Origin of the sequence: Autumnicola psychrophila (assembly GCF_031846645.1) — a bacterium.
GTDB lineage: Bacteria > Bacteroidota > Bacteroidia > Flavobacteriales > Flavobacteriaceae > Autumnicola > Autumnicola psychrophila.
Map to the genome: position 1 here is coordinate 105,200 of NZ_JAVRHN010000010.1, position 26,496 is coordinate 131,695.

The following is a 26,496-nucleotide window of genomic DNA, read 5'->3' on the forward strand; positions in this document are numbered from 1 at the left end:
TCAGAGAATAATAAACCCCTCACCCATTACCCAACAAAAATCACTAAATCGAAATGAAAAACAATAAATTATCTATTCAAACATCGCTAATATTATCATGTATAGTTCTTAGCGCTACTTCTCTTTTTGCGCAAAATCAGGAAAATGAAACACCTGTATCAGGAATGCCATTTGACCCATACCCTAGCCAGGTTGTGGTAACTGAGGTTCGCCATTTTGACAACATGAGTTGGAAAATCGCCGCTGCAGGTGGCACTTTTTATTTTGAAAATGGCGAGACAGATGGCAAAACAGGTTTTAGTAGTGCATTTGACCAGGCAGGAAACGACTGGATAGGTAATGATGCGGACAAGGGCTATAACCTTTCACCGCGAGGCAACGGCAAGCATGAGTATCGGGGTTGGCCGAACTTCGGAAACGGCAACTTCGACCACCCGCAACTGCCGAGTGGTACATCCACGCGATGGGTGGACGAGAATGGTGAGGATGTCGCGTTTGGTCCGGACGGCGTTCTGAAAGGCCAACACCTCAGAATGAGATCCGCCAATGAGACCTATGAACTCGAGTATCATTTCTTCCCGAGTCACGTTGCGATTAAAGTGATTAAAGCCGAAGATGCGTACGCATTTCTTTATGAGGGACCGATCGGGGGAGAGATGGAAGGGCCTGATGTGGACAAATGGTATTTTAAGGACGGAACGGAAAACGGGCAATTGTGTAGCGCCAGCGAGTGCTTTTCTCCGTTTATCTACTTTTTGGATACAGATCCAAAGGACACTCAAGTTTTCTACATGGGCGTGGACAACCAAACCGAAGGCGTGGGAGGAGAGTCCTACGTGCAAGCAGACAACATGGTCGTAGTTAGCTACGGACGGGTAGGCACTTGGCCCAACGACAACCGTTCCCTCACGGGGACCGAGGCCATCTCGGTTTTCGGTTTTCACTCCAAAGACGCAGGACACGATGATATCTCGAATTTCATAGAGGCCCGTCTTGCCGATCCCTTCACCGCCGCGGACCCCGAAGGGGTGAAGCCATAATGGCAGCTAACCCAACATCAATCGCCTCCTCCGCGGGGCGATCCTCACCCCATTAACGCTCACCCCTCCCCCTTTGCCCCCCAGGACACCTATAGGGGAATGGCCGCTCAGACTCTGAATTGGGCAATCTGGAATGGATCAATACCCATATTCGGAACGGCCATGGACTATTAGGTAATATCTATCCGGAGACCGGATACCACCCAGACAGCCCCGGCATGCAGGAGGGCGATATCCCTTCCTTCCTGTACCTGGTCATCGCAATATATGGAATAAATGATCCTGAGGAGCCAGGTCAGGAAAGCTGGGGCGGGCAGTACCCCCAGATACCTCCACAAACCACTGGTTTGACGGACCCGGTTCGGAGAGCTTCTCCAAATGGCGGGAAGACTACCAGGAAGATTTTGCCCGATGCGCCGACTGGATGCTCCCTAAATAACTATAAATCATGATCAATAAAGAATAAAAAAACTTATATCTCTGATCGTTTATCCAGGATCTTACTTTTCGGAGCGTATCCTATCTCTGCTCAGGATCATAATATGAGCAATGACAATACCATCTAACCCTATCACGAAAACCCGAGGTATTGGTAGTATAAAGGAGAGCCAAATGTTAATTGGCGGGAGTGATGAAGATTACCTTTGGCAGTGGACTGGTGAACAACTGACCGATCATCTCGATTTGTTAAAATCAATAGGTGGTAATTACTTTAGGAATACAATGTCTGACAGAGATGAAGGCAATATTTATGCTCCCAAAGAGATTGAAAATTACATTTTAATCGAATTAAGAAATCAAAGAACGAATGTTTAAGATCAGTTAATTATGATTATTTTAAAAAAATTAACGTACTACTAGTAATTCACATTATTAAATAACATATTTATGATGAAAAAATTACACTAAAAATTATGTTATCTTTTTAGGCATAAATTTTCGGAAGGGAAGCATGACGGTATACCTATAGCTAAAAACTCCTTTTTAAAAAAATCCCAAGAAATTTTAAAGTATGAACATTATAAAAAGAAAAATATGAATTCTAAAATTTTTTTATTAATCCTTTATTTAATGCCCTCAAATATATTATTTGGACAAAATATGTCAAGCAATCAGGGAATCCAGATATATAATGAAAACCCATGGTATTGGCAGTACAATGGAGAGCCTGTAGTTTTGAAGGGTGGCAGCGACGATGATAACCCTTATCAATGGACAGGTAAGAAGCTGACAGATCATCTTGACCTAATGACCTCTGTTGGTGCGAACTACATTAGAAACACAATGTCTGACAGAGATGAAGGAAATGTCTACGCCTTCAAAAAAGTAAAAGATGAAAAATATGACCTCACCAAGTGGAATAATGAGTATTGGAACAGGCTCAATTTTTTTCTTGATGAAACTTCCAAAAGAGGTATTATTGTTCAGTTGACCCTGTGGGACAAGTTTGATATTGGGGATCAACATCCCTGGGATTCTGATCAAAATATCAATATAAAGACCGGTTCCCTCAATGGCAGGGAAGATTTCTTCTCAACCGTGGACAGGAAGGACGACCAGCAGCTGGCTTTTCAGCAGGGTTATATTGATAAGCTCCTCTCCATCACTTTTAAATACGACAATGTCCTTTACAACATAAATAACGAAAGTAGTGAAAGCGGGGGCTGGGAGAACTATTGGACCCGGTACATTAAAGATAAGGCCGGTAAAACGGGACAGAAAATATATGTCACGAACATGCAGCTTTCAGCCACTAACGCCGTGAGGCATGTCATGTCAAATCCGGAAATTTTCGATTTTGTGGATATTTCACAGGTCAATCAGGATTCAAAGGGAGCAAGAGGGGCTGCCCATTGGGACTATCTTATGTTCTTACGTCAGAAGATAGCATCCTTTGATCCTATGCCAATGAACAACGTAAAAATATATGGGGCAACGGATGGAAGTACAAACTTTTCCGCGGGTTCAGAAACAGAAGCTATCGATCGTTTCTGGCGCAACATCTTCGCCGGTTGTGCATCCGTAAGATTTCATAGGCCTTCAGTGCCAGAGAAGCGATGGGGATCTGGCCTAAATGAGCGTGTACAGGTAAACCTGAAGGCAATGGATATGTTGTTGCAGAAGCTCGATATTTTTGAATGCGCTCCCCACAATGACCTGCTGTCGCCCCGTGTGTCTGTTCCCTCCATGATGGAGGCTTACGTCATCGCCAACATCGGGCATCAGTATGCAATTTATTTTCCTCAGGGACGCTATAAAGTGGATGTAGACCCTTGGGTCTATGCTGATGAATTGAGACTGCAGTGGCTTGACATTAATGATCTTAAGTGGTCGGAACCTGAAATGGTAGAAGTGGAATGGGATGGAGGTAAAAACGACTGGGGGTTTAAAGGAATGATTACACTGGAAACTCCCTCCAACAGCCCCTGTGTAGCTCTTTTGGAAATAGTGGAATAATTCTTATAACAGATAAATGCTTCGGAATTTTAACATAAAAGTTAAAGCTTAATTTTAAATAATTAAATGATATTTTTTAATATGAAAGGTATACTTATAGCGGGATTAATTTCTGTTTTATCAATGTCTAGTTTATGGTCCCAAAAACTCGCATTTCCAGGGGCGGAGGGTTATGGTGCTTACTCCAAAGGAGGACGCGGAGGAAAAGTACTATATGTTACTAATTTAAAAGACAGTGGACCGGGTAGCCTTCGCTGGGCCGTGGAACAAGAAGGACCTCGTACAGTGGTATTCGGAATTTCCGGTACAATCGAACTCAAAGATAGATTAAACATTGAAAACCCATTTATAACTATTGCAGGACAAACTGCTCCGGGGGAAGGGATCGCTTTAAAAGGGGAAACCCTTCTTGTTGCTGCCAGTGACGTGATCATACGATATTTGCGAGTACGCCTGGGTGATGGGAAACATGGCGAGGGCAGTAAACAGGGTAAAGATGCTATCAGCATATCCGAGGGTGAAAATATTATTATAGATCATTGCTCTGCCAGCTGGAGCCTTGATGAAGTTCTGTCCAGTTCTACCAGAAACCCAACATTAACGAATGTAACCGTACAATGGTGCTTTATCACTGAGGGATTAAATGTAGATGGACACGGTTTCGGTTCCTTGATCCGTGGAACCGAAAATGCGAAATACAGTTTTTTGCATAATCTATATGCTCATAACCATGGCCGTAATCCCAGGCCGGGAAATTATGACTCTAATCCATATAATGAGGACCCGGAAGGTTTACTGCTCGACTTCAGGAACAATGTGCTTTATAATTGGGGAGGGGGATATGCTGGATACAATGCTGATTCCAAAAGTGCTACCCGACTTAATTACTTAGATAATTACCTCATACCTGGCGTAAATTCGGAGCATAATGGAATCGCCTACCGCACCGGATCGACCTATAACAGCGCTTACTTTTCCGGAAATTACTATGACCATCAGCTTCCTGATAACCCCTGGAGCTTAGTGGATTTTCGGGATGGCTGGACTAATAAGGAAATCCGTGCATACAAGAAAAGTAAACCATTTCCGGCAGAACCTGTGGAAAAGGAAGATGCCCAAATAGCTTATGAAAAGGTGGTAAATTCGGGTGGGGCTATTTTACCAAAGCGCGATATAGTTGATAAACGTATTGCAGATGATGTTAGGAATAGAAAAGGTAAAATTATTAAAAGTCAGGAAGATGTAGGAGGATGGCCTGAACTTAAGAGCACATCCGCCCCTAAAGATTCAGATCAAGATGGTATGCCAGATGATTGGGAACTTAAAAATAACCTTGATCTAAATAATCCCGAGGATAGAAATAAATTGGCACCAGATGGCTATACCATGCTTGAGAAATATATTAACAGCATTAAATAAGCTATTATAAAAACAAAATAAAGTGCCTGAGAGATCAGAAATTCTAATTCAGGAAGATCGTGCAGACCGGATGGCAGTTGTGCTTCTGGCGAAGCTGCGTAATAAAGGAAATTTACAAATAAATGATTATCCCTAGAAAAATTCCATTACATGAAAAAGAATATAAAGCATGTTGCACTATTACTTTTCCTTTCACTGTTGCTTGTGCAATGCAAGGCAAGAACAAAACAAATAGAAAATCAAGTTGATAAAACCTATTCTGAATGGATGGCAGAATCGGAAATGGAGCGACGGGATGATGAGCCCCATTGGAGTTACGTATCCGGATTGGTAAATACGGCCATCCTAAATGTCTGGGAAATAAATGGCAATCAAAAATATTACGATTATGTCAAAACAACCTTTGTAGATCAATTGATAGACTCCACGGGAAATATTATGGGATACGAGAAGGAAGAGTTCAATATTGACCATATTAACGCAGGGAAAATGCTGTTTCCCATTTATGAAAAAACAGGGGACGAGCGTTATAGAGACGCCGTAGAATTACTTATGGATCAGCTCAGGGAGCATCCTAGAGTTTCAGAAGGGGGCTTTTGGCATAAAAAGATCTATACCAACCAAATGTGGCTGGATGGCCTATATATGGGAGCCCCTTTTTATGCTGAATACGTGAAGAATTTTGGAGATCCATCCGCTTTCAACGACATAACTAATCAATTCCTGCTTATGGAAAAACATCTTCTGGATGAGGAAACAGGTCTTTATTACCATGGCTGGGATGAAAGTAAAAGTATCTTTTGGGCCGATCCTCAAACAGGCCGTTCAGAAAATTTTTGGGGAAGAGGAATGGGATGGTTTTACATGGCCCTTATAGATGTGCTCGATTTTCTGCCGGAAGACCACAAAGACAGGGAAAAGATCGTTGAAATGTATACTAATTTGACAGATGCTCTACTCCGTTACCGTGATGAAGAAACAGGATTGTGGTATCAGGTTGTCAATATGCCAAATCGCGAAGGAAATTACCTGGAATCTTCCTGCGCAAGTATGTTTACTTATGGTATGTTTAAAGGAATGAAAAAGGGCATTCTTGATGAAGGAAATTATCTGCAACCTGCCATTAAAGCATATAATGGGATATTGAGAAATTTTATAGAAGTCGAAGCGAATGGAAATCTGACTATAAATTCTGTTTGCAGTGTGGCCGGTTTGGGACCGGAAGGCAATACCCGAAGAGACGGTTCCTTTGAATACTACATTAGTGAACCGGTTGTGTCAAATGACGGCAAGGCTACCGGTCCATTCATTTTGGCCAGCCTTATGGTCGAAATTAACCCCGATTGGCTTGAAAAGATTGAAAGTAAATAGTTATTGAGGATTAGTACTGATGCGTAATTTTAGTACTCAAGTAAGTTCAGTTGTTCTTTGTCATTTTAATTTATTCGATATTCGATTAAAGTTTCATTCAAAAGAGTTTTATAGAATACTGAAATCCCTAATATTTGTACGATTTCATCAATTGGGAAGTTGCTTTTCATTTCATGTCCACACGCCCCACAATAAGATAGATACTAATCAACCCAAATATGGATTTTGACTGGATTTTCGGACTGGCCTCCATGAATTTTTTTATTCTGTTTTATTCATTTGAAGAAAGATTCTATTACCATCTGTTACGGTAAAGTTTGGCTATTTTTAGAGCTGATAAACCTCCAATTACGGAGTGTTAAAAGCTCTGTAATAGAGTAATTTACGGGGTGATTTACGGGGCTTTTTATTTCTACTGACTCATTAACATCACTTGTCTGCTGAGTTATTGAGTGAAATATATTCTTTCAATTAATTTGCTATTTTTAAACAGCATTATTATTATTTTGAATTTCGCGAAGATGTCTTCTCTATTATTTTCTTTACCAGATTAAGGACATTTATTTCTTTGTCCAGTAACCGTATGTGAATTATACATCTAAGATTATTTTTCATAACTTTAATCTCTATGAAAATTATCTCATCTCCCCCTGAAGATACAGCATACGATTTAGCTCCCTTTTTCGAATTATCTGAGGACTATTTGTGTATTGCAGGATTTGATGGTTATTTCAGAAGCATAAATCCGGCTTTTGTAAAATTATTGGGATATTCAGAAAAGGAATTATTTTCGTTCCCAATTAGTGAGTTAATTTTTCAACCTGATAGAACGAAAACAGCAAATTTAAGAGAACAATTAAGGGAAGGTGTTCCACTTTTAAATTTTCAAAACAGGTATATTACAAAAACAGGAGAAATCGTTTGGCTCACCTGGACTTCCATACCAGTGCCATCTCAGGAACTTATTTATGCAATTGCCAAGAATATTACTCACATTAAAAACCAGGAGCAAGAAAGGAATACTCTTATTAAGAACATTTCATTTTTAAATAAAGAATTAACTAAATTATCCTATACGACTACACATGATCTGAAATCTCCTGTAAACAATTTGATCTCACTCTTCAGTTTATTGGATACTACTGAAATTAAAAATGAAGATAATCTGCTCTACATGGATTTATTAAAAGAATCTGCTGAAAGTTTAAAGGATATATTAAATAACTACATAGATACCATAAAAGAAACCGGTAAATCTCTGGTTAAAACGGAGAAACTGGATATAAATAAAGTATTTCAGGATACAATTAATCCTATCAAATATCTCATCCAGAGCACAAACACAAGCTTTGATACAGATTTTTCTGAAGTGAAATTCGTCAATTTTAATTCTTTCTATTTACACAGTATATTTCTTAATTTGATTTCGAATTCAATAAAATATGCACGACCCGGCGTTCCTCCGATCATTAAAATCACTTCAAAAAAAATTGCAAATACCGTTCATGTAATATATAATGATAACGGTTTGGGTTTTAACATGAATAAAGTAGAAGACAAAGTATTCCGTTTACACGAAACGTTTCACGGTCATACAGAAAGTAAAGGCGTAGGGCTTTATCTTGTTAAAGATTATATGAACACTTTGGGAGGTACTGTAAGCCTCAAAAGTGAGGTGGATAAGGGTTCTACTTTTAGTTTAGTCTTTAAAGTTTAATATTCTTTCTAAATTCTTCAAGTGCCTGATTTAATCATTTTGCTGAATCAAAGACACTCAATTATAGTTTCCTCATTAAAACTGAGCATCTAAGCTCTGCCGCAATGTAAAGGCTTTTCTCCCACTCTCATTTTAATTTCAATAGAATTACTGATTTTAAATCCAAAAGATCGTAATCTGTTGAACATGAAAAGATTACGATCTTTTTGTGTTAATCCCAATTTTTTAAATTTTAAAAATCTGATGAAATCTTGTGGTGTTCATCAATAGGTGGACCTCCTTCAAGAATCTCCTTTGAAGCTTTTTCTGCAAATTTTTCAAAGTTGAGATGGAATGAATGTGCCAATTGAATAGATTTTTGAATATACAACCCCTTCTGAAGCCAGGTATTAATTGGATTCAGCATTTCGGAAGGAACGCCATGACAATATTTGGGTATTTTTAAACCGAATATTGGATGAGTTTCATAATCGACATCCTGCAAGCTGCCATTAAGAATTTCAGAAATCATATTTCGGGTATATTTCAGTTTAATCCTGGAACCTACACCATAAGGACCTCCACTCCAACCGGTATTAATCAGCCAAACATTTACATTTGATTCCTGCATCTTCTTACTCAACATTTCTGCATAAACAGTGGGATGCAAAGGCATGAAGGGTTCCCCAAAACAAGCAGAAAAAGATGGAACAGGTTCAGTAATTCCTGCCTCTGTTCCCGCAACTTTTGCAGTGTATCCTGAAATAAAATGATAGGCGGCCTGTCCCGGCGTGAGTTTTGAGACCGGCGGCAATACTCCAAACGCATCGCAGGTAAGGAAGAAAATATTTTGTGGATTCTCTGCATAAGAATTCTCCTGAATATTTTCAATATGATCTATAGGATAACTAACCCTGGTGTTTTGAGTAATTGCACCGTCAAAATAATCCACATCTCCGGTGCCTTCTTTAAAAATCACATTTTCAAGAAGTGCTCCCGGTTTTATGGCGCGATAGATATCTGGTTCGTTTTCTTCTGTGAGACCAATTACTTTAGCATAACATCCCCCTTCAAAATTAAAAATCACATCTTCTGCTGTCCAGCCATGCTCGTCGTCACCAATAAGTTTTCTTTGGGGATCTGCGGAGAGAGTCGTTTTTCCGGTACCAGAAAGACCGAAGAAAATAGCAGTATCTCCATCTTTTCCAACGTTGGCAGAGCAATGCATAGGCAGTACATTTTTTTCCAGCGGAAGAATAAAATTTAATGCGGAGAAAATCCCTTTCTTTATCTCACCAGTATAGGCAGAACCTGCAACTAAGGCAATTTTCCTGGTGAAATTTAGAATACTGAAGTTTCCCTGGCGCAAACCATACTTTTCAGGATTTTCTTCAGAGTACCCTGGTGCACAAAGTACCAGCCAGTCTTCCTCAAAATTTTCTAATTCTTCCTCTTTCAGTCTTAAAAACATATTCTTTACAAAAAAGTTGGACGCAGGATATTCTGTAATTGTCCTTACATCCATCTTATATTCAGGATAGGCACAAACATATCCATCATGTACATAAATTTCCTTACCAGAAAGGTAAGCGGTTACCCTGTCGTACAATAAATCAAAGTTTTCAGGTGAAAGAGGTTTGTTAATTTTCCCCCACCATACCTTACTGGTATATTCATCCTGTACAAGAAATCTATCCTGTGGTGATCTCCCAGTAAATTTTCCCGTATTCACGGCAAGTGTCCCGTTTGAGGTTTCCCTGCCCATTCCTTTCTCAATAGTGATCTTTTGAAGTTCCTCTCCACTGAGATTCCATTGTACCACGTTATCCTTCAATCCATACCTTATGAGGTTATTGGGTTTTGGACGGTTCAGAACATTTTCCATAATTATTAATTTTAGGTTATTTATTATTCTAGTAAGACCATATTACCGGAACCAGTAAAATGGTGGTAAGAAACATTAATAAAAGTAATGGGGCTCCAACTATAAAGAAATCTACAAATTTGTAATTACCGGCAGACATCACCATAGCGTTCGTAGGTGTAGCTACAGGAGATAAACAAGCTGTTGAAGCACTTATAGCCACAGTTATTAAGAATGGCGCCGGCGAAATATCCAGTGTGGTCGAAGCAATAAGTGCGATTGGTGCCATAAGAATTGCGGTAGCAGAATTACTTATGGCCTGACTAAATAATGAAGTTACTAAAAAGAATCCAGCCAGCAATGCCGTTGGATGTATCTGCCCAAGACTATCTACCAGTGCATTAGCGGTAAGATGAGCTATACCCGTTTTCTGTAAGGCAATACCCATAGGTATCATAGCAGCTATCATTACCACACTGGTCCAGCTAATGTTGCTGTATGCTTTGGTAATTGGCACACATCCCGTAACCATAACAAGTCCTGCGCAAACAAGCGCGGCCATTGCGCCAGGCATAATATCCATCACGAGCAAAAGGATCATAACGATTAGTGCTCCCATTGCAATATAAGATCTTGGACCAAGTACATCTACATCTTTACTCATATTTTCAGGACTACCTACAATTACCAGGTTATCATGCATGTTTTTAAGGGATTCTATATTTTCCCAGGCACCTCTTACCAGCAGGGCATCACCGGCCTGCACTTTAATTTTGGTATCTGTTAAGGCTTTACTTCCACGATTAGCCCCTAATAACTGAATGTTATTTTTCTGTAAATAAGAACCCATTCCTATACTTTCGCCTATAAGACGTGAGGTTGGAGTTACCAGCATTTCAGCCATACCAACTTCCTGATTAATAAATTCTTCTTTAAGTCCTTTCTCATCTGGAGGAGTAGGAACAATAACAAGGTTAAATAGCAGGATAAGTTTATCTACTGCCTCGGCAGTTCCCTTTACAGTTATAATATCGTGATAAAGCAAATTGGTATCCTGAACCGGGAATTCTACGTAAGAAGGAATTCCTTTTAAGGGTTTAGGATGTCTACGTCGCAAGCGTACAATGGAAACATTATACTTGTCTTCAAGATTCCAGTCTTTAAGCTTCGTATTTGCAAGTTGCGACATAGATCTTATCCTTAGACGATACAAATTATTTCCAATACTGAAATGCTCAATCCACTTATGCATTTCAGAATCGATATTAACTGGCTTTGCAGAGGTTTCCCTGCTAGGTAAAAGTTTATGGCCAAAAAACCTGAAATAAAGTAAAGTCACAATTAACAGAGGCACACCAATAAGACTGAATTCAAAAAAGGAAAAGCCTTTAAAACCATTTTCTATTAAGGTGTTACTCACAACGATGTTGGGAGGAGTACCGGTTAAAGTGAGCAAACCTCCTGTATTAGATCCGTAAGCCATCGGGATGAGTAACTTTGAAGGTAATGTTCCTGCATTCCAGGCAGCAGACACTGTCATAGGCATTAGGGCCGCCACAGCTCCGGTGTTACTTACAAATCCGGAAAGAACTCCCGAGCCCAGTGTGATAAGAATTAATAGCTTGTTATTACTTTTAGCTGCCATGGCTACAAATTTTTGTCCGGCAAGAGCGGTCCATCCGGTTCGGGAAAGTCCTTCACCAATAATAAAAAGAGCGGCAATCATTATTACAGTAGGATTACTAAATCCACTAAGAGTCTCTGTGAGGTCGAGAATTCCGGTAAGGAAAAGGGCTAACATAGACATTAAAGCAACAACATCAGGCGGATACTTGTCCCACACAAATAATCCCAGGGTGATAATTAGTATAATTAGCAGAATATACATTTCTTAAATTGCCGGTTATTAATCAAGTACTAACAATGGAGTCTGGGTGTGTAATGTCAAAATCCTTGTTAATTCTCCTTCGGAAGCATTACCGTTTTCCAGGTGAGTATTTGGCATTATCGCCAGCATATCTGCCTCATGCGTATCCAGGTACTCCATTATCCCTTTTTCAATATCTTCATTCTCAAGAAAGGATCGATGAGAGTAGAACATTTCCAGAAAATACTGTAATGTATTTTCATTGCTTTCATCCTCTTCAGAATAGCCTATCGAGGTTTTATCTTTATTAATAGTAAGAATATGAACTTCCGCCCCAAACCTTCGGGAAACGTCCAGCAAAGTATATAGAGCGTCTTTATCTGCTATTTTCTCTCTTCCCAGGGTAAGAATAATTTTTTTTAACTGAAAATTTCTGGCTTTTTCTGGAATGACCAGAACTGGCAGGTTAGCTTCCTTTACAAATTTAGAAGTTCTTGTTGCGATACCAACTTCACCAATTTCAGCTCCTTTTGTGCCCATTAGCACCAGGTCTATTCCCAATTCTTCCTGAAGATTCAAGACGCTTGGAATTAACTTCCCTTTACGTACTATCGTTTTTATTTTCGCAACCAGAGGATCTCTGTATTTTGAAATTACTTTTGCCAGTTTATTCTGAATTTCTTCCTGGTTGATATCATCTTCGTATATATAAAGAAGATACAGGGAAATGGAGGGTTCTTTGGTTGTAAATTCAATTGCATAATCCAGGGCATTTATGGAGGCTCTGGAGAAGTTGAAGGGAATGAGCACATTTTTCATGACAGGTTAGTTTTAAAGTTTATAAAAAGCTTCTTTAATTCGATATAAATTTAGCATTCAATTGAGGGAGAAAATATGACAGTTATCAGTCTTTAGCATATTGATATTCAGATAAATATACCGAAAACGATTGAGTTTGGAATCATATAATTCACTATACTTTCTCACGTATATCAAAAACAATAGGCAAAGAGTATTGCACTTTAACAGGTTTATTCCGTTGCCTGCCGGGAGTCATTTTTGGCAGTAACTTAATTACCCGTTCGGCTTCATCTTCCAGTCTCCTATGGGGCCCTCTTGATCTTATGTCCACAATATCACCAACCTCATCAATTTTGAAGATCACAATAATTCTGTTTATCCCACTTAAGCCTAATTCTGCACCAATAGAGGAATTAAAATTGTGTTGAATAAAATCATCTATTTTTTTTGTTAAACATATTTTCTTTGCCTCATTATCTTTTTCATCTTCACATCCGGGATAAGTGGGCACCTGTTCAACCAGTACAAAAGGTACCTGTTCAACAACCTCTTCTACCTCGCCTTCATCAATTTCGACGACCTGAACAACTTTTAATAATTTGTCTTCCTGGCTGCTTTCTGTCGATGTTATTAAATCCTCCTCTATATCCAGCTCATCCTCTATTATGGTAATGACTTCAGGAATTGCCGGTGGCGGAGGAGGTGGTGGTGGCGGTGGTGAGCTCATCTGGGTTATAGGAATATCCTCCTGAAGTTCTTGTGTAACTTCTATCCTTATATTATCAAAACCTTCCTTTTCATAGGACTTCCATTCCATAGCAAAGTAAGTGGATGATAATATCAGTATTAACCCTATTTGAAAGAAAATTACGCTTCCCCTGTCAAGATCTACTTTTGGATTTTTTTTGGTTTCCATGACAATAGAATTAAGAATTATAAATAGATATTTATTGTAATTTTTTACCGCTAATCGTTCCTCTAATAATTTCTATTAAAAGTACTGAGTTAAAGAAGATGGAAGTATGATAATTATCAGCTAACAAGGGATTTATTGGCGCAAAAAAGAGAGATATTTCTAGAATGATTCCAATATCTGTAGAGGAAAAAGAATGAAAAGAAAAAGTTTATTATCAGGAGGAACTGAAGCAACAAACTGAAGGATCCTCCTCTTTTATAATTCTTAAAAAATTTGCTGAAAATCACATCTCGTTAAATTCGAAATGACTACAATTAAAATATTCCCGCAGATGACTTTAGTCAGTTTTTCCTCTTCTTCTTATGGTAATTTTACGAAACAAAACAATTTTAACTTAAAAATAGTTCCTCGGTACAATGAGTATCGATAATTGCCATTTTTGAAGACCTCCCAATCTCAGATAAAATCGGTTTTAATTTTTACGTTCGGTAAATGAAGAAATATGATATTGTTCAGTTTATCTATGGCAGATCAAAGGCCACCTTTAATCTTTTATAATTTACTGAAGAAAATAAACTCAAGTAGAATGTCAGCATCAAAATTTGCCAGTTATCGGCAATGGCTTAAAGTAATAACGGATGCTTTTGTTATGAGGAAAGAAGAAACCTCTTCACTCATTACATTTAAATTATGAGTGAAGAGGTTTCTATTTTAGCGCTATTGTAGACATCTCATTTTCATCTAAATCCTGAAGAAAGTAAGGAATGCCATTTATAAAAAATCCTTTAAATGAAGATAAATTTTAATTCCAGACTTCTTTTAAAGAGAGAGACATATTCTTTCAACAATGAAATCATCCGGTTTTTAGACGAACTTCGATAATTGGCAAATTTTGACCTGGAGTTTAAAAATAAAATCTCATAGGTTACATAAATTATGATGTCTGCTAACATACAGATGCGGATAATTGACAATTATTGGTCTACACCTTTTTTTTACATCAAGCCTATACGGTCTTTGGCTCCGGTGCATTTTGGGCGATTAAGTTTTCAGATTTTAATTCTTTCCAGAAGTCTGCCGGAATAGTCTCACTCATCGATTTTGCGTTGGCAGAGGATTGATAAGGTTTACTTGCCCCGGGAATTACAGAAGCAACAACCTTAGGTGCTGCAGAAAATTGTAAAGCTGCACTTCGTAAATCCACACCATGATTTTGTGCGATAGTTGTCATTTTCTCCCTCTTCTCTAGAAAACCATCCGGTATTCCTTTACCATAGTTGTAGCGATCTTTGCCGGCAAGGAAACCTGCATTTAAAGGTGCACCTATTACTAGCGATATATCTTCTTTTTCACACACCGGAAATAACTTATTCAAAGCATCTTTATGCTTCATAAGTGAATATTGGGTCGCTGAGAGGAATATGTCTGGATCGCTCACCTCTATAGCTTTCAAAATAGGTTCTATAGTGTTTACACCAAAACCCCAACCTTTAATAAGACCTTCTTCCCTCATTTTAGTAAGTTCTGGCATCGCTCCTTTTCGGGCTACTTCAAAGTATTTTACCCAATCTTCTTTCATGTCGCCATTATCGGGAGACAAGTCATGAATATAGACAATATCCAGCGATGAAACTCCCATGCGGTGCAGGCTATCCTCGACCGACTTCCGTGTTCCTTCAGCTGAATAGTCGTACTCGTAATCAAAATTCATCTTTCCTTTCCATATTCCGGGATTTTTATCAAAGCCTGGAGCAGGTTTTAGGATTCGTCCAATTTTACTCGACAAAATGTACTCTTCTCTGGGTTTATTGAAGAGAAAGCTCCCCATTCTTCTTTCGCTAATTCCCAGGCCATACCAGGGAGAGGTATCAAAATGCCTTACCCCGTTATTCCATGCAGCTTCCATGGTATTTCGTATTTCTTCATCAGAATTAACGTGAAAACCATTACCGGCTCCTACTCCACCCATTCCGAAGTTAATTTTTGGTTTAAATTTTTCGCGCAATTTGTTTTTATCTATTAACGGGGAAGTAATTCCCGATCTGGCAGCAAGAACTGTAGAAGGTGCAGCCACAGTCGCAGCCGAAGTAAGCATTGTTTTATATATAAAATCTCTTCTTGTAGACATAACATGATTCTTTAAATTATAATCTTTAAGTTACAAAATAGCTTCTTATAAAAATTCTCTATTAAGAAAATAGGAAAATTATTTCACTGGCACAAAATTACTTCTTGAAGGTCATTTAAAACTTCAAATTAAGGAAAGGGAATGTCAACACATTTTTAAAAAACTCTCCGGAATAAAAAAGAATTTCCAAAAGATAAATATTAACTTTGGAATTATTGCACGGGGTGCCTGTAAAGGCTGAGATAACACCCGCTACCTGATATGGATAATGCCAACGTAGGGATGCAGCTTTAAAATATTTCCATTTTAAACTCCATTCTATCTGGTTATCCAGTCATAGAATGGAGTTTTTATTTAAATAAATTAAAATGGAGATAGAGAAAAGTAACTTCCAACTGCTTCCCAAAACACATCAGAATTGGCAGGAAAGACCCGAATGGTTTTTTAACCGTGAACATACCGATACTTATGAGCAATGGTATGAAGGAAGATATAAGCGTGCTGAAGTCTGGCAAAAGAAAGTAATGGAACAGCTTGTTTCCAAAGATACGCGTGTAGAAACCTTACTTGAATTTGGATGCGGAACTACCCGCTTTACAAGATGGTGGAAAGAAATAGGAATTGAGGCCACCGGAGGGGATATTTCTCCGCTAATGCTTTCTCAGGCAGTGAATTTATTTGACGGAGACCTGGTTATGGCCGATTCTCATCACATGCCTTTTAAGGATAATACTTTTGACTCGCTGGCTTTTATAACCACCTTCGAATATTATAAAGATCCCGTAAAAGTAATCCGGGAAGCGGCAAGAGTCGGAAAATACGGTATAGCCATGGGAATGATGAATAGAAATTCTCCTAAGGTCGTCCGGAGAAGGATTCAGGAGATTTTCGGTAAAAATCCTTTTTATCTTACCGCAACTTTTTATACTCCGGCAAAGTTAACTGCAATAATTCATGAAGCATTAAAAGGCCGCGAATATACTATAGAATGGTCTTGTACCGGCCTGCCCAAATGGTTTCCTGTACAACAATGGGGAATTCCTTATGGAGACTTCTTTGGCCTCTATGTACAATTTAAAGATGTAGACTAATGAGTAAGGAACTGGGAAAAATTCAGAACGAAACCTTTGAAAAGATTATTTTCAATAATTGTGGAAGCTCAAGAAAAGAAGTAAGCGTTGGATCAGCATTTGGTGTAGATGTATCAGTTGTGGATCTCCCAAACGGTCTCGCTTTGGCATCAACCAGCGATCCGCTTTCGTTAATCCCTTCACTTGGTCTGGAAGAATCTGCCTGGTTATCTGTACACTTAATGGCGAATGACATGGCAACAACGGGATTTGCACCAATGTATGGCCAGATGGTGCTGAATTTACCTGCAAGTTTTTCCAGAGAAGATTTTAAAATTTACTGGGAGTATATTCACAGGTTTTGTAAGGATATAGGCGTTGCCATTACCGGCGGACATACTGGTTTTGTCGAGGGTCAAAATTCCACAATATCAGGAGGAGGTACTTTTTCTACAATAGCTCCCAAACAAGATATTCTGGTTTCCAGTAATGCAAAACTGAAGGATGTCATCCTGGTGACAAAACAATGTGCCCTCTCCTCTACTTCCATTCTGGGAATGAGTTTTCCGGAAATTATAAAAAATAAACTTGGCAAAGAGGTACATGAAGAAGCCTGCAGAAATTTTTATCAAACGTCATCACTTAAAGATGCTTTAACGGCTGCCGGAACAGAAAAAAAACATACGGATGTCACCGCAATGCATGACGTGACCGAGGGAGGTGTTTTAGGAGCTATTTATGAACTTGCCAAAGCATCTGGTAATGGAGCTCAAATTTATAATGAATTGCTACCTATAGGCGACGTACAGAAACAAATCTGTGACTTGTTTCACATTGATCCCCGTTATAGTATTGGTGCAGGCTCCATGATTATCACCTGTAAAAAAGGAAGCGAACAAAATGTCATAGCAAGGCTAAAAAAGGAAGATATTGACTGCACAGTTGCGGGGGAAATTACGGATATAAAAGAAGGAATCAAGCTGATGGAGGATGGAGTTAATTATGATCTCCCCTACCCCTCTGAAGATCCATACTGGAAAGCATTTTTTGAAGCATTTAATGCAGGCTGGAAATGACGAAAATTGCCAAATTACGAGGTGGACTTTATCTTGTTCTGGATCCTTCCATGAACAACGAAGAATTATTTGCAAAATTGAAGACGATACTGGAAGAAGAAATAGCCATTGTCCAAATCTGGGATAACTTTTCTTCTTCTGGAGACAGGGTGAAACTGGTAAACAGAATATGTGATATGTGTCATTCCAGAAATGTACCGGTTTTTTTGAACAACAATTGGCACCTGATGCAATCTACATATGCAGATGGAGTACATTTTGATGCTATTCCGGAAGATTTTGAATACATAAAGAATGATTTAAGTTCAGATTGTATGTTTGGAATAACCTGTACCAATGATCTCTCAGTAATTTCCTGGGCTGATGAGAAAAAGCTCGATTATGTTTCATTTTGTTCCATTTTTCCGTCTCAAACCAGTAATAGTTGTGAACTAGTTTCGTTTGACACCATCAGAAAAGCAAGAGAGATTACCTCGATGCCCATTTTTCTTGCGGGAGGAATTCAGCATCAAAATATTAAAGAATTAGAGAGTATAGAATTTGAAGGTGTTGCAGTGGTTTCGGGAATCATGAGTTCCGAAAATCCGAAACAGGCAACCAGAGAATATTTATCAGAATTAAAGCGAATAAAAAATGAGAATAGCAACGATTAATAAATTATGCTGTCCTTTCGACAAAAAGGATTTAAAACTTACAGTAATCACTAAAGATGTTGAAGAAAACATTCTTGAAGGTTTCCTCACGTGCAAAAACTGCAACAGAATTTATCCCATGGTAAAGGGAATTCCTATAATGAATCCTGATGAATACAGGGAATTCAAGCTTGAACAACCGGTTCTGGAAAAATATCAGTCTCACCTTAAAGGAAAGAAAATAGAGAACTTCCGACTCCTGCCTGATAATGAAGTGAAGGAAATTGAGTAAGCTTCAAAATAATTAAAACTTCAGATCGATAATTGGCAAATTAGGCACCAGACTTAAGGAATTTTAAATTTATTCTGTTTTAACCTTTTTACCATTACTATAGGCTTCCCAGCCTTCTTTAAGAGCATACGGCACGATTAAAAGTGCAGCGACAGGATCGGCCCACCACCAGTTAAGAAAGTGCACTGCCAATAATCCACCCAGCACTGCTATGGTTTGGTACAGGCAAACAAAAGTATCTTTAGAATCTGCAATTAACTCCTGGCTGTTCAGTTTCTTTCCGTATTTATACTTATAGTAAATCAGGAGAGGGTTTATAACCAGGGAAACCAGCAGGATAATCAGCCCCAGAGTGGTCCACTCCGGGGTTTCTCTATTAATTAATTTTGTAACAGAATCGTATGTTATAAACATACTAATTATCAGAAAGGAAGAAGCTATAACAAAAAGAGTTAATCTTTCTCTCTTCTTTACCTTTTCCTCACTTATGTCCTTAAGTTCTCCATTGAGACGCCACCAAAGCGTACTGCCGGAAATAACTTCCACAACACTGTCCAATCCCCAACCTATTAGTGCAGAACTTCCTGAAGAAAAGCCAGCGATTAAAGAAACAACAACCTCGGTACTATCATAGATAATATTAAAGGTCTGGATATTTCTTCCTTTTTTTAAGTTCTTTTGCCTTTCCTTATCTTTCATAATGCAGGATTATTATAAGTTCTTTAGTGGCTGTGGCCACCTTCTCCTTTTTGCATTTCAGCCATTAAATAATAAGCATTGTTAAATGCGAATTTTGTACCTGGCACCACAGGAGAGAGGAAATTCACGGCAACCCAGCCTCCACTACTAGAACTGGAAGTAACTTGCACAGGTTGAAAGCTCCACGCCTCACCTTCTCTTTCTGCCTTAAAAGCATATAACTTATCACCATCCCTACCAATAGCATCTTCAGGGAGTGCAATAGTTGATGATTCCTCTGTTAAAATCCTTCCACGAACGTACATCCCCGGAATTAGACTCTCAGGTCTGTTGTTAATTTCAGCGTGTACGTGAACAGCTTTTCTTTCCCGATCAAAGGACTGGCTAATGGAGATAATTTCAGCATCAAGCTCCATTCCCTCTAGCGATTCCAGAGTAAGCACAACTTTTTGACCCACTTTTACTTTAGCAATATCCCGTTCGAAAACCATAAGATCTGCATGGACATCTTTGGTATTTACGATTTCAAACATCGCTTTTTGAGCTTCCACAAATTGACCGGTTTTCACGTTAATTTCCTGCACCGTACCTGAAATTGGACTTAAAACGGGAATTCGCTGATTAATGTTTCCCTCTCCTAAATTAGCAGAATTTAAATTCAACAGTCTCAACTGAGATTGTAATCCCTGTACTCTGCCTTTTGCATTCTGAAATTGGGCTTCTGCTCGTTGAAAAGTTTCTCCTGAACCTACTCCGGCTTCGTATAATTTCTGTTGCCTTTCAAACTCCTTTTCCTGAAATTTCAGTTCATTTGAAGCATTCAGAAAATCTGTTTGCATCTTTATGATATCGGGATGGGAAATGTAAGCCAGAATTTGGCCTTTTTGCACCTCTTCCCCTTCAATAATCCTGATGTCGACCACGTTCGCGCCAATTACTGTAGTAACCGAAGCTTCGTTTTGCGGGGGTACTTCCAGCTGGCCGTTAGCTTCCACAAAACCGGCCATATTGCGGTTTTGTAACGTGTCAATATCCATCTCCAGTGCTGCAAACTGAGCTTGCGAAAGCATTGCCTCCTCCATTTCGGCATGACCTCCCTCTTCTTCTTCAGAATGTTCTTCAGTATGTACTTCTTCACTTTTATCTGCGGAATCTTTGCACGAAAAGCAAATCGTAAAAGCAAAAAGAGCCAAAATTAAGGTACTATTTATTGATTTTATTTTCATATTAATAACTATTAATCGTTTAAGTAAAATTGAAGGGTTGCAGATGCTCTCATGTATTGCTGAAGGGAATCCAAAGCGTTTAATTCCACCTGTACAACCTGTTCGAGAATATCGATAAATGCCAAATAAGATATTGATCCTTCATTAAAGGCGAGCAGGGCACCTTCCTGCTGCTCGCTAGTTAATGGTAAAGCTTCATCCCTGTAATAAAGCCAGGAAGCCTGCCAGGTTTGATAATTTTTAAGTGCCTGTGTGAAATCTGCTTGTAGTTGTTGTTTTTCAAATGCTACGGCGCGCGCTGCTATTTCCGTTTCAATTTTCGCAGACTGTGCATTTCCATAAGTTTCTCCCGAAAGAAACGGAATAGATAGTCCCGCCTGATAACTGTAAAATCCACTATTACCGTTTATTTCCTGAAATCCATATTGAAGGTTTAACTTCGGAAGTAAAACTGCTCTGGCGGCTCCATGGGCTGCTTCTGCAACCTCTAAATTTTTCCGGGAAATTTCCAATCTTGGATGCTCCTGAAGGTTTTCTGATATGAGCTCTTCTTCAGAAACAAACTCAGAATCCATTTCCTCCGGAACTGTATAAAACTGATCCTGTCCCAACCACAGATTCAACCTTTCGAGGGCGATAGCATAGTCGCTATATGCCTGCTGTTTTTGAATGACGATTTCACTAACTTCACTTTTTGCAGTAAGCATTTCCAAACGGGAAATGGCCTCTACCTTATAACGAACAGACACAGCATTTTCAAAGCGTCGATAAATAGAATCAAGTTCTGAAAATAGTGCGTACTTCTTTCTTGCCACAAACGTATTTATCCAGGCAGATTTCACCTCCAGTGATACCTGTAACTCAGATAAGGTAAAGGCTTTTTCTGCCAGGGCGATCCGCTCCTTTTGCAAACGAAGTTTTGGTGCAATGCCTAAAACGTCAATCCCCTGTTGCTGGATGCCCACCGTGGTATAAACTCCACGGTCGTTCGTAATTTCTTCTCCACCAGTAAATACCTGTGTAGTCCCAAAATCCCAGGCCGACTTTCTTAAAACTTCCTGCTGTTCAATCTCCAGTTTCCTGTTCTTTAATAACGGAAAATTATTAATCGCAAGCTCTTCTGCTTCAGCCATTGTTACGACGGAAAAATTTTCCCTTTCCTGCGCGTTCATAATTTCAGGAACAAGACATACAACAGCCAAAACTATAATGGCAATCATGGGTTTCCCAACAAAGTTTCTTCCGGTCGAACGTTCTTCTACCATTTTATAAAGGATCGGCAGAATAAACAGTGTTAGAAAAGTAGAAGTAATTAATCCGCCAATTACCACCGTTGCCAACGGCCGTTGCACTTCGGCTCCTGCCGATGAAGATATGGCCATTGGTAAAAATCCCAGAACATCTGTAAGCGCGGTGAGCAGGATTGGCAGGATTCTTCTGCGGGTACCACGACTTATACGCTCTGTTAGGTTGGTGACTCCTTCTTCTTTTAATTCATTGAGTCCGCTGATTAATACAAGTCCGTTAAGTACAGCTACTCCAAATAAGACAATAAACCCAACTCCGGCAGAAATGCTAAAAGGCATATCCCGCAACCACAGTGCATAAACCCCGCCGATAGCCGCCAACGGAATAGCGACATAAATCATGGTAGTCTGTTTAAAAGATTTTAAAGCGAAATAAATTAAAATGAAGATCAGCAACAGTGCAATTGGCACTACCGCCTGTAGTCGGCTACTTGCCCGCTCCAGGTTCTCAAAAGCACCACCGTAGCGGATATAATACCCCGCTGGCAGATCAAATTCAGAATCTAGCTTTGTCTGAATATCCTCTACTACAGATTTCACATCACGATTCCTGATGTTTACCCCCACATTAATTCTTCTGTTTGTGTTGTCCCTGCTTATTTGCATTGGCCCAGGCTGATAGTTTACATCTGCTATCTCCCTAAGCGGAATTTGATTTCCTGAAGGTAATGCGACATACAGGTTTCGAAGGTTATCGATATTTGTCCTGTGCGCTTCATCCAATCTTACCACCAGGTCGAATCTTCGCTCTCCTTCAAAAATAACCCCGGCTTTTCCTCCGGCGAAAGCGGACTGCACGAGAGAGTTCAGGTTATCTATTTGTAAGCCATATTGTGCAACTTTATTTCTGTTATAGTTTACAGTGATTTGAGGAAGTCCTGCAGTTGCTTCTACCTTCATATCTGCAACTCCACTTATTGTAGAAATAATACCTCCCATTTCTTCAGCTTTATCTGCAAGAATTTCAAGATCTTCACCATATAATTTTATAGCAACATCTTCCCGAACGCCCGTAAGTAATTCATTAAATCGCATCTCTACAGGCTGGGTAAATTCATAGCTTACTCCGGGAATAATATTTAAAGTTTCCTTTATTTTATTTATCAGCTCGTCTTTTGTTTCAGCGGAAACCCATTCTGAGCGGGGCTTAAGAATTATAAAACAATCCGCCATATCCATGGGCATAGGATCTGTCGGAACATCAGAAACTCCGAATCTACTAACAATCTGCTCAATTTCAGGATATTCACTTAGCAGAAGGTTTTCTATCTTAGTCGCTGTTTCTGTTCCTTCAGTTAAAGAGCTACCGGGTTTCATTATGATATGAAAAGCAATATCACCCTCATCCAGCTGTGGCACAAATTCTCCTCCCATTCTTATAAAGAGAAATACAGCAAGCGCAAAAAGAGCTATTCCAGCACCTAAAACAACCTTTGCTCTGCTTAAAGATTTTTTGAGAAGAGGTTCATATTTATTTTCCAGCCAAAGAACAAATTTGTCGCCCCAGGATTTTCTTTCTGTCTTAGGAGCTTTAAGGAACAACGCCGAAATCATGGGAACATACGTAAGGCAAAGAATCATTGCTCCCAGCATCGCAAAAATAAATGTAAGTGCCATAGGCTTGAACATTTTTCCTTCTATTCCTTCCAGCGCCAGGATTGGCAGGAAAACAATAAGTATGATCAACTGACCGAAAAATGCTGAATTCATCATCTTCTTTGCAGAACCCGAAGCAATTTCATCCTTTTCCTCCTGAGATAGCTTCTCTTTATTCCTAATCCTTTGATAGATCAAAAACACCGTACTTTCTACAATAATAACGGCACCGTCTACAATTATCCCAAAATCAATAGCGCCCAGGCTCATTAAATTTGCCCAAACATCAAAAACATTCATTAGAATAAAAGCAAACAACAGGGATAACGGAATTGTAGATGCTACGATCAAGCCGCCTCTCCAGTTCCCCAGGAATAAAACCAGTACAAAAATTACAATAAGACCACCAATCATGAGGTTTTCTGTAATGGTTCCTGTGGTTTCCGCAATTAGCTCACTCCTGTCAAGAAAAGGCTTTATTGACACGCCAACAGGCAGGGATTTCTGTATTTGGTCTATCCTGGTTTTTACATTTTCAATAACTTCGTCAGAATTAGCTCCTTTAAGCATCATTATCATTCCGCCTACTGCTTCCCCCTGTCCATTTTTTGTAAGAGCACCATAACTCACAGCACTTCCGGTTTGCACTGTTGCTAGGTCCTTAATTGTTACAGGCACTCCTCCGGAGTTTTTTACCACGATGTTTTCTATGTCTGCCACGCTTCTCGCCAATCCTTCTCCACGAATGAAATTTGCCTGGTGGTTACGTTCTATATAGGCGCCTCCGGTGTTTTGATTGTTATTTTCAAGTGCAGTGAAAATATCTGAAATGCTCAGTCCGATCGCCCTTAGTTCCTCGGGATCAACAGCTACCTCGTATTGTTTAATACGACCGCCAACTCCGTTCACTTCGACCACTCCGGGAACCATCGCCATTTGCCGCCGTACGATCCAGTCCTGAATCGTGCGGAGTTCCGTAAGGCTATATTCTTCTTTGTACTGCTCGTCTACCTCTAGTGTGTATTGATAAATTTCACCTAAACCTGTAGAAATAGGCCCCATAAAAGTAGATCCAAAACCTTCAGGGATCTCTTCCTCAACCGCACGGAGTTTCTCACCTACTAATTGTCTTGGCAAGTATGTGTCCATATCGTCTTCAAAAACAATGGTCACTACAGAAAGACCAAATCTGGACACAGATCTTATTTCTAGAACTCCGGGAAGATTACTCATGGCAACTTCCACGGGATAGGTGACGAACTGTTCAATATCTTCGGTACCCAAATTTGGAGCCTGGGAAATTACCTGTACCTGGTTATTGGTAATATCCGGCTGCGCATCTATGGGTACGCTGGTCATGCTCCATATTCCTGTGCCAATAAGGACAAGCGTAAGCAGACCAATTATAAATTTATTATTGATTGAAAAATCAATTATTTTGTCTAACATCTGGTAATTATTTAATTCAGTAAATTCAAAATGAATAATCAAAGAAGATCATTCGCGACAGGACATACGTATCCTACAACTGAATTAAACACGGGGTGGCTGAAGAAGGGAACTCGAAAAATCTTTTTCCGAAGCTTCCAATTTAGTAGAAATAAGAGTGGATATTTGGAAGTCGACAATTACGAATTCTGTGGATTGTAAGTTCACAACATGAACATGGCAGCAATGACAATGACAAAAAGGAGGGCACAAATCTTCTGAAGGTTCCTTCGGATTTTCACTTTCTGCAAGTTTTTCAGTAGAAAATTCAGCATCTGAAGAAGAAAGCTCAGCTTCATCTGCACAACTTAAAAAGTTAAGGCCCAGAAAATAAAAAGATAATATTAATGCTGCTATTCTCACAAACACAAATATAGAAATTATCTTCCACAGCAATCGTTTATAGCTACATATATTCAGATTTGCATCGGAAATTTTGAGCTATATACAGATTACAACAGATTTTTTGCAGTTGCGGTATAGCCGCTGTTTCACAACCAAAATCCGGGATAGATATTAATGGTTCTAAACTTAAAAAAATGATGAGACCCTTAAAATGGCAATTTTCGACCTGTAAGGTCACGCAAAAACTTCAGTTTTTCTCCCGAAGCATTTGTTATCACGAACGTTACAAGACTGAATAAATTTATCTTCAGAAAAATGTGATTACTTATTCTGCTTTCTTTCATTTAAATGATTATGATCTGTAAGATCAAGTATCATGGGAGTGATACTGGTCTTACCATGCCTTACCGCCCATCGATCTGTACCTTCTTCAACATTTTCGATTTGTACTACAGTAAACCAGTAATGCTGTCTTCCCATGGGATCTTTGTTTGCAACCACTTTACCATCATATTGCCGAACCGACTGATTTGTCCAAATAATTTCTCCTTCAGGAGATCGTGGAAAATTAATGTTTAACAGTTCACGTTCCTTTTCGTAAACAACTTCTTTAAGCGCATCAGAAACGAAAGGCTCCAGTGCTTCAAAATCTGTTTCCTCCTCTCCTACTGAAACACTTAATGCTATTCCCCTGATACCAAACAGAACTGCTTGCCTTGCCGCAGATAACGTACCTGAATGCCATGCAGAATTTCCCAAATTTGCGCCTATGTTAACACCGGAAAGTACCAGGTCGATATTGTCAAATAAGTGGGTGCCAAGTGCCACACAATCGGCAGGTGTGCCGCTTACACGATAAGCTTCTATTCCTTCAAAGTGAATAGGTGATTTCTTGTAGGTAATAGGTTTTCCAGAAGTAATCGCCTGCCCCATAGAAGACTGTTCCACATCTGGAGCCATAACTATTACTTCTCCATATTTAGCTGCTGCACGGGCCAGGCAGGAAAGACCGGGACTATAAATTCCGTCGTCGTTCGTTACAAGTATTTTCATATGTTTTGATTTTTTGGTTGAACTCTACCCACATAAATTACAAAAACTCTGCTTCCTTCGCGTCTTCTCTTCCAAAAACCGGCAAAATTTATATTTCTTATAACAGTAGAATAACAAATATTCTTAAGGCTCAATATCAATATTTTGCATAAA

Annotated in this window: 20 protein-coding genes, 1 pseudogene and 1 riboswitch; of the genes and pseudogenes, 11 read left to right on the top strand and 10 right to left on the bottom strand. The window is 39.2% G+C overall.

Translation table 11 applies throughout. The features are described from left to right. Window positions 1-53 precede the first annotated feature (53 nt). The 7 genes and pseudogenes from RM541_RS13600 (at window position 54) to RM541_RS13625 (ending at window position 8,004) form a co-directional block, all read left to right on the top strand. Window positions 54-1,040 carry a hypothetical protein gene (locus RM541_RS13600; RefSeq protein ID WP_311500683.1) on the top strand — a complete coding sequence of 329 codons (987 nt, stop codon included), beginning with the start codon at window positions 54-56 and terminating at the stop codon, window positions 1,038-1,040. 113 nt (window positions 1,041-1,153) lie between these two features. After that, a pseudogene (locus RM541_RS17525) lies at window positions 1,154-1,492 on the top strand (nucleoside hydrolase-like domain-containing protein); the annotation flags it as partial. Window positions 1,493-1,589: 97 nt separating this feature from the next. Continuing rightward, complete coding sequence (locus tag RM541_RS13605) at window positions 1,590-1,856, top strand: hypothetical protein (protein WP_311500684.1); 267 nt, start codon at window positions 1,590-1,592, stop codon at window positions 1,854-1,856. Between the two features lie 285 nt (window positions 1,857-2,141). Then, window positions 2,142-3,497: a hypothetical protein gene (locus RM541_RS13610; RefSeq protein WP_311500686.1), complete on the top strand. Its 1,356-nt coding sequence runs from the start codon at window positions 2,142-2,144 to the stop codon at window positions 3,495-3,497. Between the two features lie 81 nt (window positions 3,498-3,578). After that, a complete protein-coding gene (locus RM541_RS13615; RefSeq protein WP_311500687.1) occupies window positions 3,579-4,916 on the top strand; it encodes a pectate lyase family protein in 1,338 nt (445 codons plus the stop codon). Window positions 4,917-5,066: 150 nt separating this feature from the next. Next, a complete protein-coding gene (locus tag RM541_RS13620) occupies window positions 5,067-6,287 on the top strand; it encodes a glycoside hydrolase family 88/105 protein (RefSeq protein WP_311500688.1) in 1,221 nt (406 codons plus the stop codon). A gap of 628 nt (window positions 6,288-6,915) precedes the next feature. Beyond that, window positions 6,916-8,004 (top strand): sensor histidine kinase, encoded by a 1,089-nt coding sequence (locus RM541_RS13625; RefSeq protein WP_311500689.1) that lies wholly within the window; start codon window positions 6,916-6,918, stop codon window positions 8,002-8,004. Window positions 8,005-8,236: 232 nt separating this feature from the next. Here RM541_RS13625 and pckA read toward each other — a convergent pair whose 3' ends face one another. The 5 genes from pckA to RM541_RS13650 all read right to left on the bottom strand — a co-directional run bounded on the left by pckA (window position 8,237) and on the right by RM541_RS13650 (window position 15,559). Continuing rightward, window positions 8,237-9,868: a phosphoenolpyruvate carboxykinase (ATP) gene (gene pckA, locus RM541_RS13630; RefSeq protein WP_311500690.1), complete on the bottom strand. Its 1,632-nt coding sequence runs from the start codon at window positions 9,866-9,868 to the stop codon at window positions 8,237-8,239. 28 nt (window positions 9,869-9,896) lie between these two features. Then, the gene (locus tag RM541_RS13635; protein ID WP_311500691.1) at window positions 9,897-11,735 is read right to left on the bottom strand and encodes an SLC13 family permease; all 1,839 of its coding nucleotides are present in this window, start codon (window positions 11,733-11,735) and stop codon (window positions 9,897-9,899) included. An 18-nt stretch (window positions 11,736-11,753) separates the two neighbouring features. After that, the gene (locus tag RM541_RS13640) at window positions 11,754-12,533 is read right to left on the bottom strand and encodes a universal stress protein (RefSeq protein ID WP_311500692.1); all 780 of its coding nucleotides are present in this window, start codon (window positions 12,531-12,533) and stop codon (window positions 11,754-11,756) included. A 154-nt stretch (window positions 12,534-12,687) separates the two neighbouring features. Then, the gene (locus tag RM541_RS13645) at window positions 12,688-13,431 is read right to left on the bottom strand and encodes an energy transducer TonB (protein ID WP_311500693.1); all 744 of its coding nucleotides are present in this window, start codon (window positions 13,429-13,431) and stop codon (window positions 12,688-12,690) included. A 1,006-nt stretch (window positions 13,432-14,437) separates the two neighbouring features. Next, entirely contained in the window at window positions 14,438-15,559 is a 1,122-nt protein-coding gene (locus RM541_RS13650) for an aldo/keto reductase (protein ID WP_311500694.1), read from the bottom strand. A 210-nt stretch (window positions 15,560-15,769) separates the two neighbouring features. Next, a riboswitch (TPP riboswitch) is annotated at window positions 15,770-15,859 on the top strand. Window positions 15,860-15,927: 68 nt separating this feature from the next. Here RM541_RS13650 and RM541_RS13655 point away from each other — a divergent pair. Genes RM541_RS13655 through RM541_RS13670 form a run of 4 tightly spaced genes read left to right on the top strand, consistent with a single transcriptional unit; the run spans window position 15,928 to window position 18,629 of the window. Then, the gene (locus RM541_RS13655) at window positions 15,928-16,650 is read left to right on the top strand and encodes a class I SAM-dependent methyltransferase (RefSeq protein ID WP_311500695.1); all 723 of its coding nucleotides are present in this window, start codon (window positions 15,928-15,930) and stop codon (window positions 16,648-16,650) included. Then, a complete protein-coding gene (locus tag RM541_RS13660) occupies window positions 16,650-17,705 on the top strand; it encodes an AIR synthase family protein (RefSeq protein WP_311500696.1) in 1,056 nt (351 codons plus the stop codon). The genes RM541_RS13655 and RM541_RS13660 overlap by 1 nt, the downstream gene beginning before the upstream one ends. Beyond that, complete coding sequence (locus RM541_RS13665; RefSeq protein ID WP_311500697.1) at window positions 17,702-18,358, top strand: thiamine phosphate synthase; 657 nt, start codon at window positions 17,702-17,704, stop codon at window positions 18,356-18,358. Before RM541_RS13660 ends, RM541_RS13665 begins: the two co-directional genes overlap by 4 nt. Beyond that, on the top strand, window positions 18,339-18,629 hold the full coding sequence (locus tag RM541_RS13670; RefSeq protein WP_311500698.1) for a Trm112 family protein: 291 nt from the start codon (window positions 18,339-18,341) through the stop codon (window positions 18,627-18,629). Before RM541_RS13665 ends, RM541_RS13670 begins: the two co-directional genes overlap by 20 nt. 69 nt (window positions 18,630-18,698) lie before the next feature. Here RM541_RS13670 and RM541_RS13675 read toward each other — a convergent pair whose 3' ends face one another. The 5 genes from RM541_RS13675 to surE form a co-directional block, all read right to left on the bottom strand. After that, a complete protein-coding gene (locus tag RM541_RS13675; protein WP_311500699.1) occupies window positions 18,699-19,328 on the bottom strand; it encodes a cation diffusion facilitator family transporter in 630 nt (209 codons plus the stop codon). Between the two features lie 23 nt (window positions 19,329-19,351). Continuing rightward, window positions 19,352-20,554 (bottom strand): efflux RND transporter periplasmic adaptor subunit, encoded by a 1,203-nt coding sequence (locus tag RM541_RS13680; protein WP_311500700.1) that lies wholly within the window; start codon window positions 20,552-20,554, stop codon window positions 19,352-19,354. Between the two features lie 11 nt (window positions 20,555-20,565). Further along, a complete protein-coding gene (locus RM541_RS13685; RefSeq protein ID WP_311500701.1) occupies window positions 20,566-24,906 on the bottom strand; it encodes a CusA/CzcA family heavy metal efflux RND transporter in 4,341 nt (1,446 codons plus the stop codon). 84 nt (window positions 24,907-24,990) lie between these two features. After that, window positions 24,991-25,308, bottom strand: a complete 318-nt coding sequence (locus tag RM541_RS13690; RefSeq protein WP_311500702.1) for a DUF6660 family protein — start codon at window positions 25,306-25,308, stop codon at window positions 24,991-24,993. Between the two features lie 303 nt (window positions 25,309-25,611). Further along, window positions 25,612-26,343 (bottom strand): 5'/3'-nucleotidase SurE, encoded by a 732-nt coding sequence (surE, locus tag RM541_RS13695; protein WP_311500703.1) that lies wholly within the window; start codon window positions 26,341-26,343, stop codon window positions 25,612-25,614. Window positions 26,344-26,496: the final 153 nt, after the last annotated feature.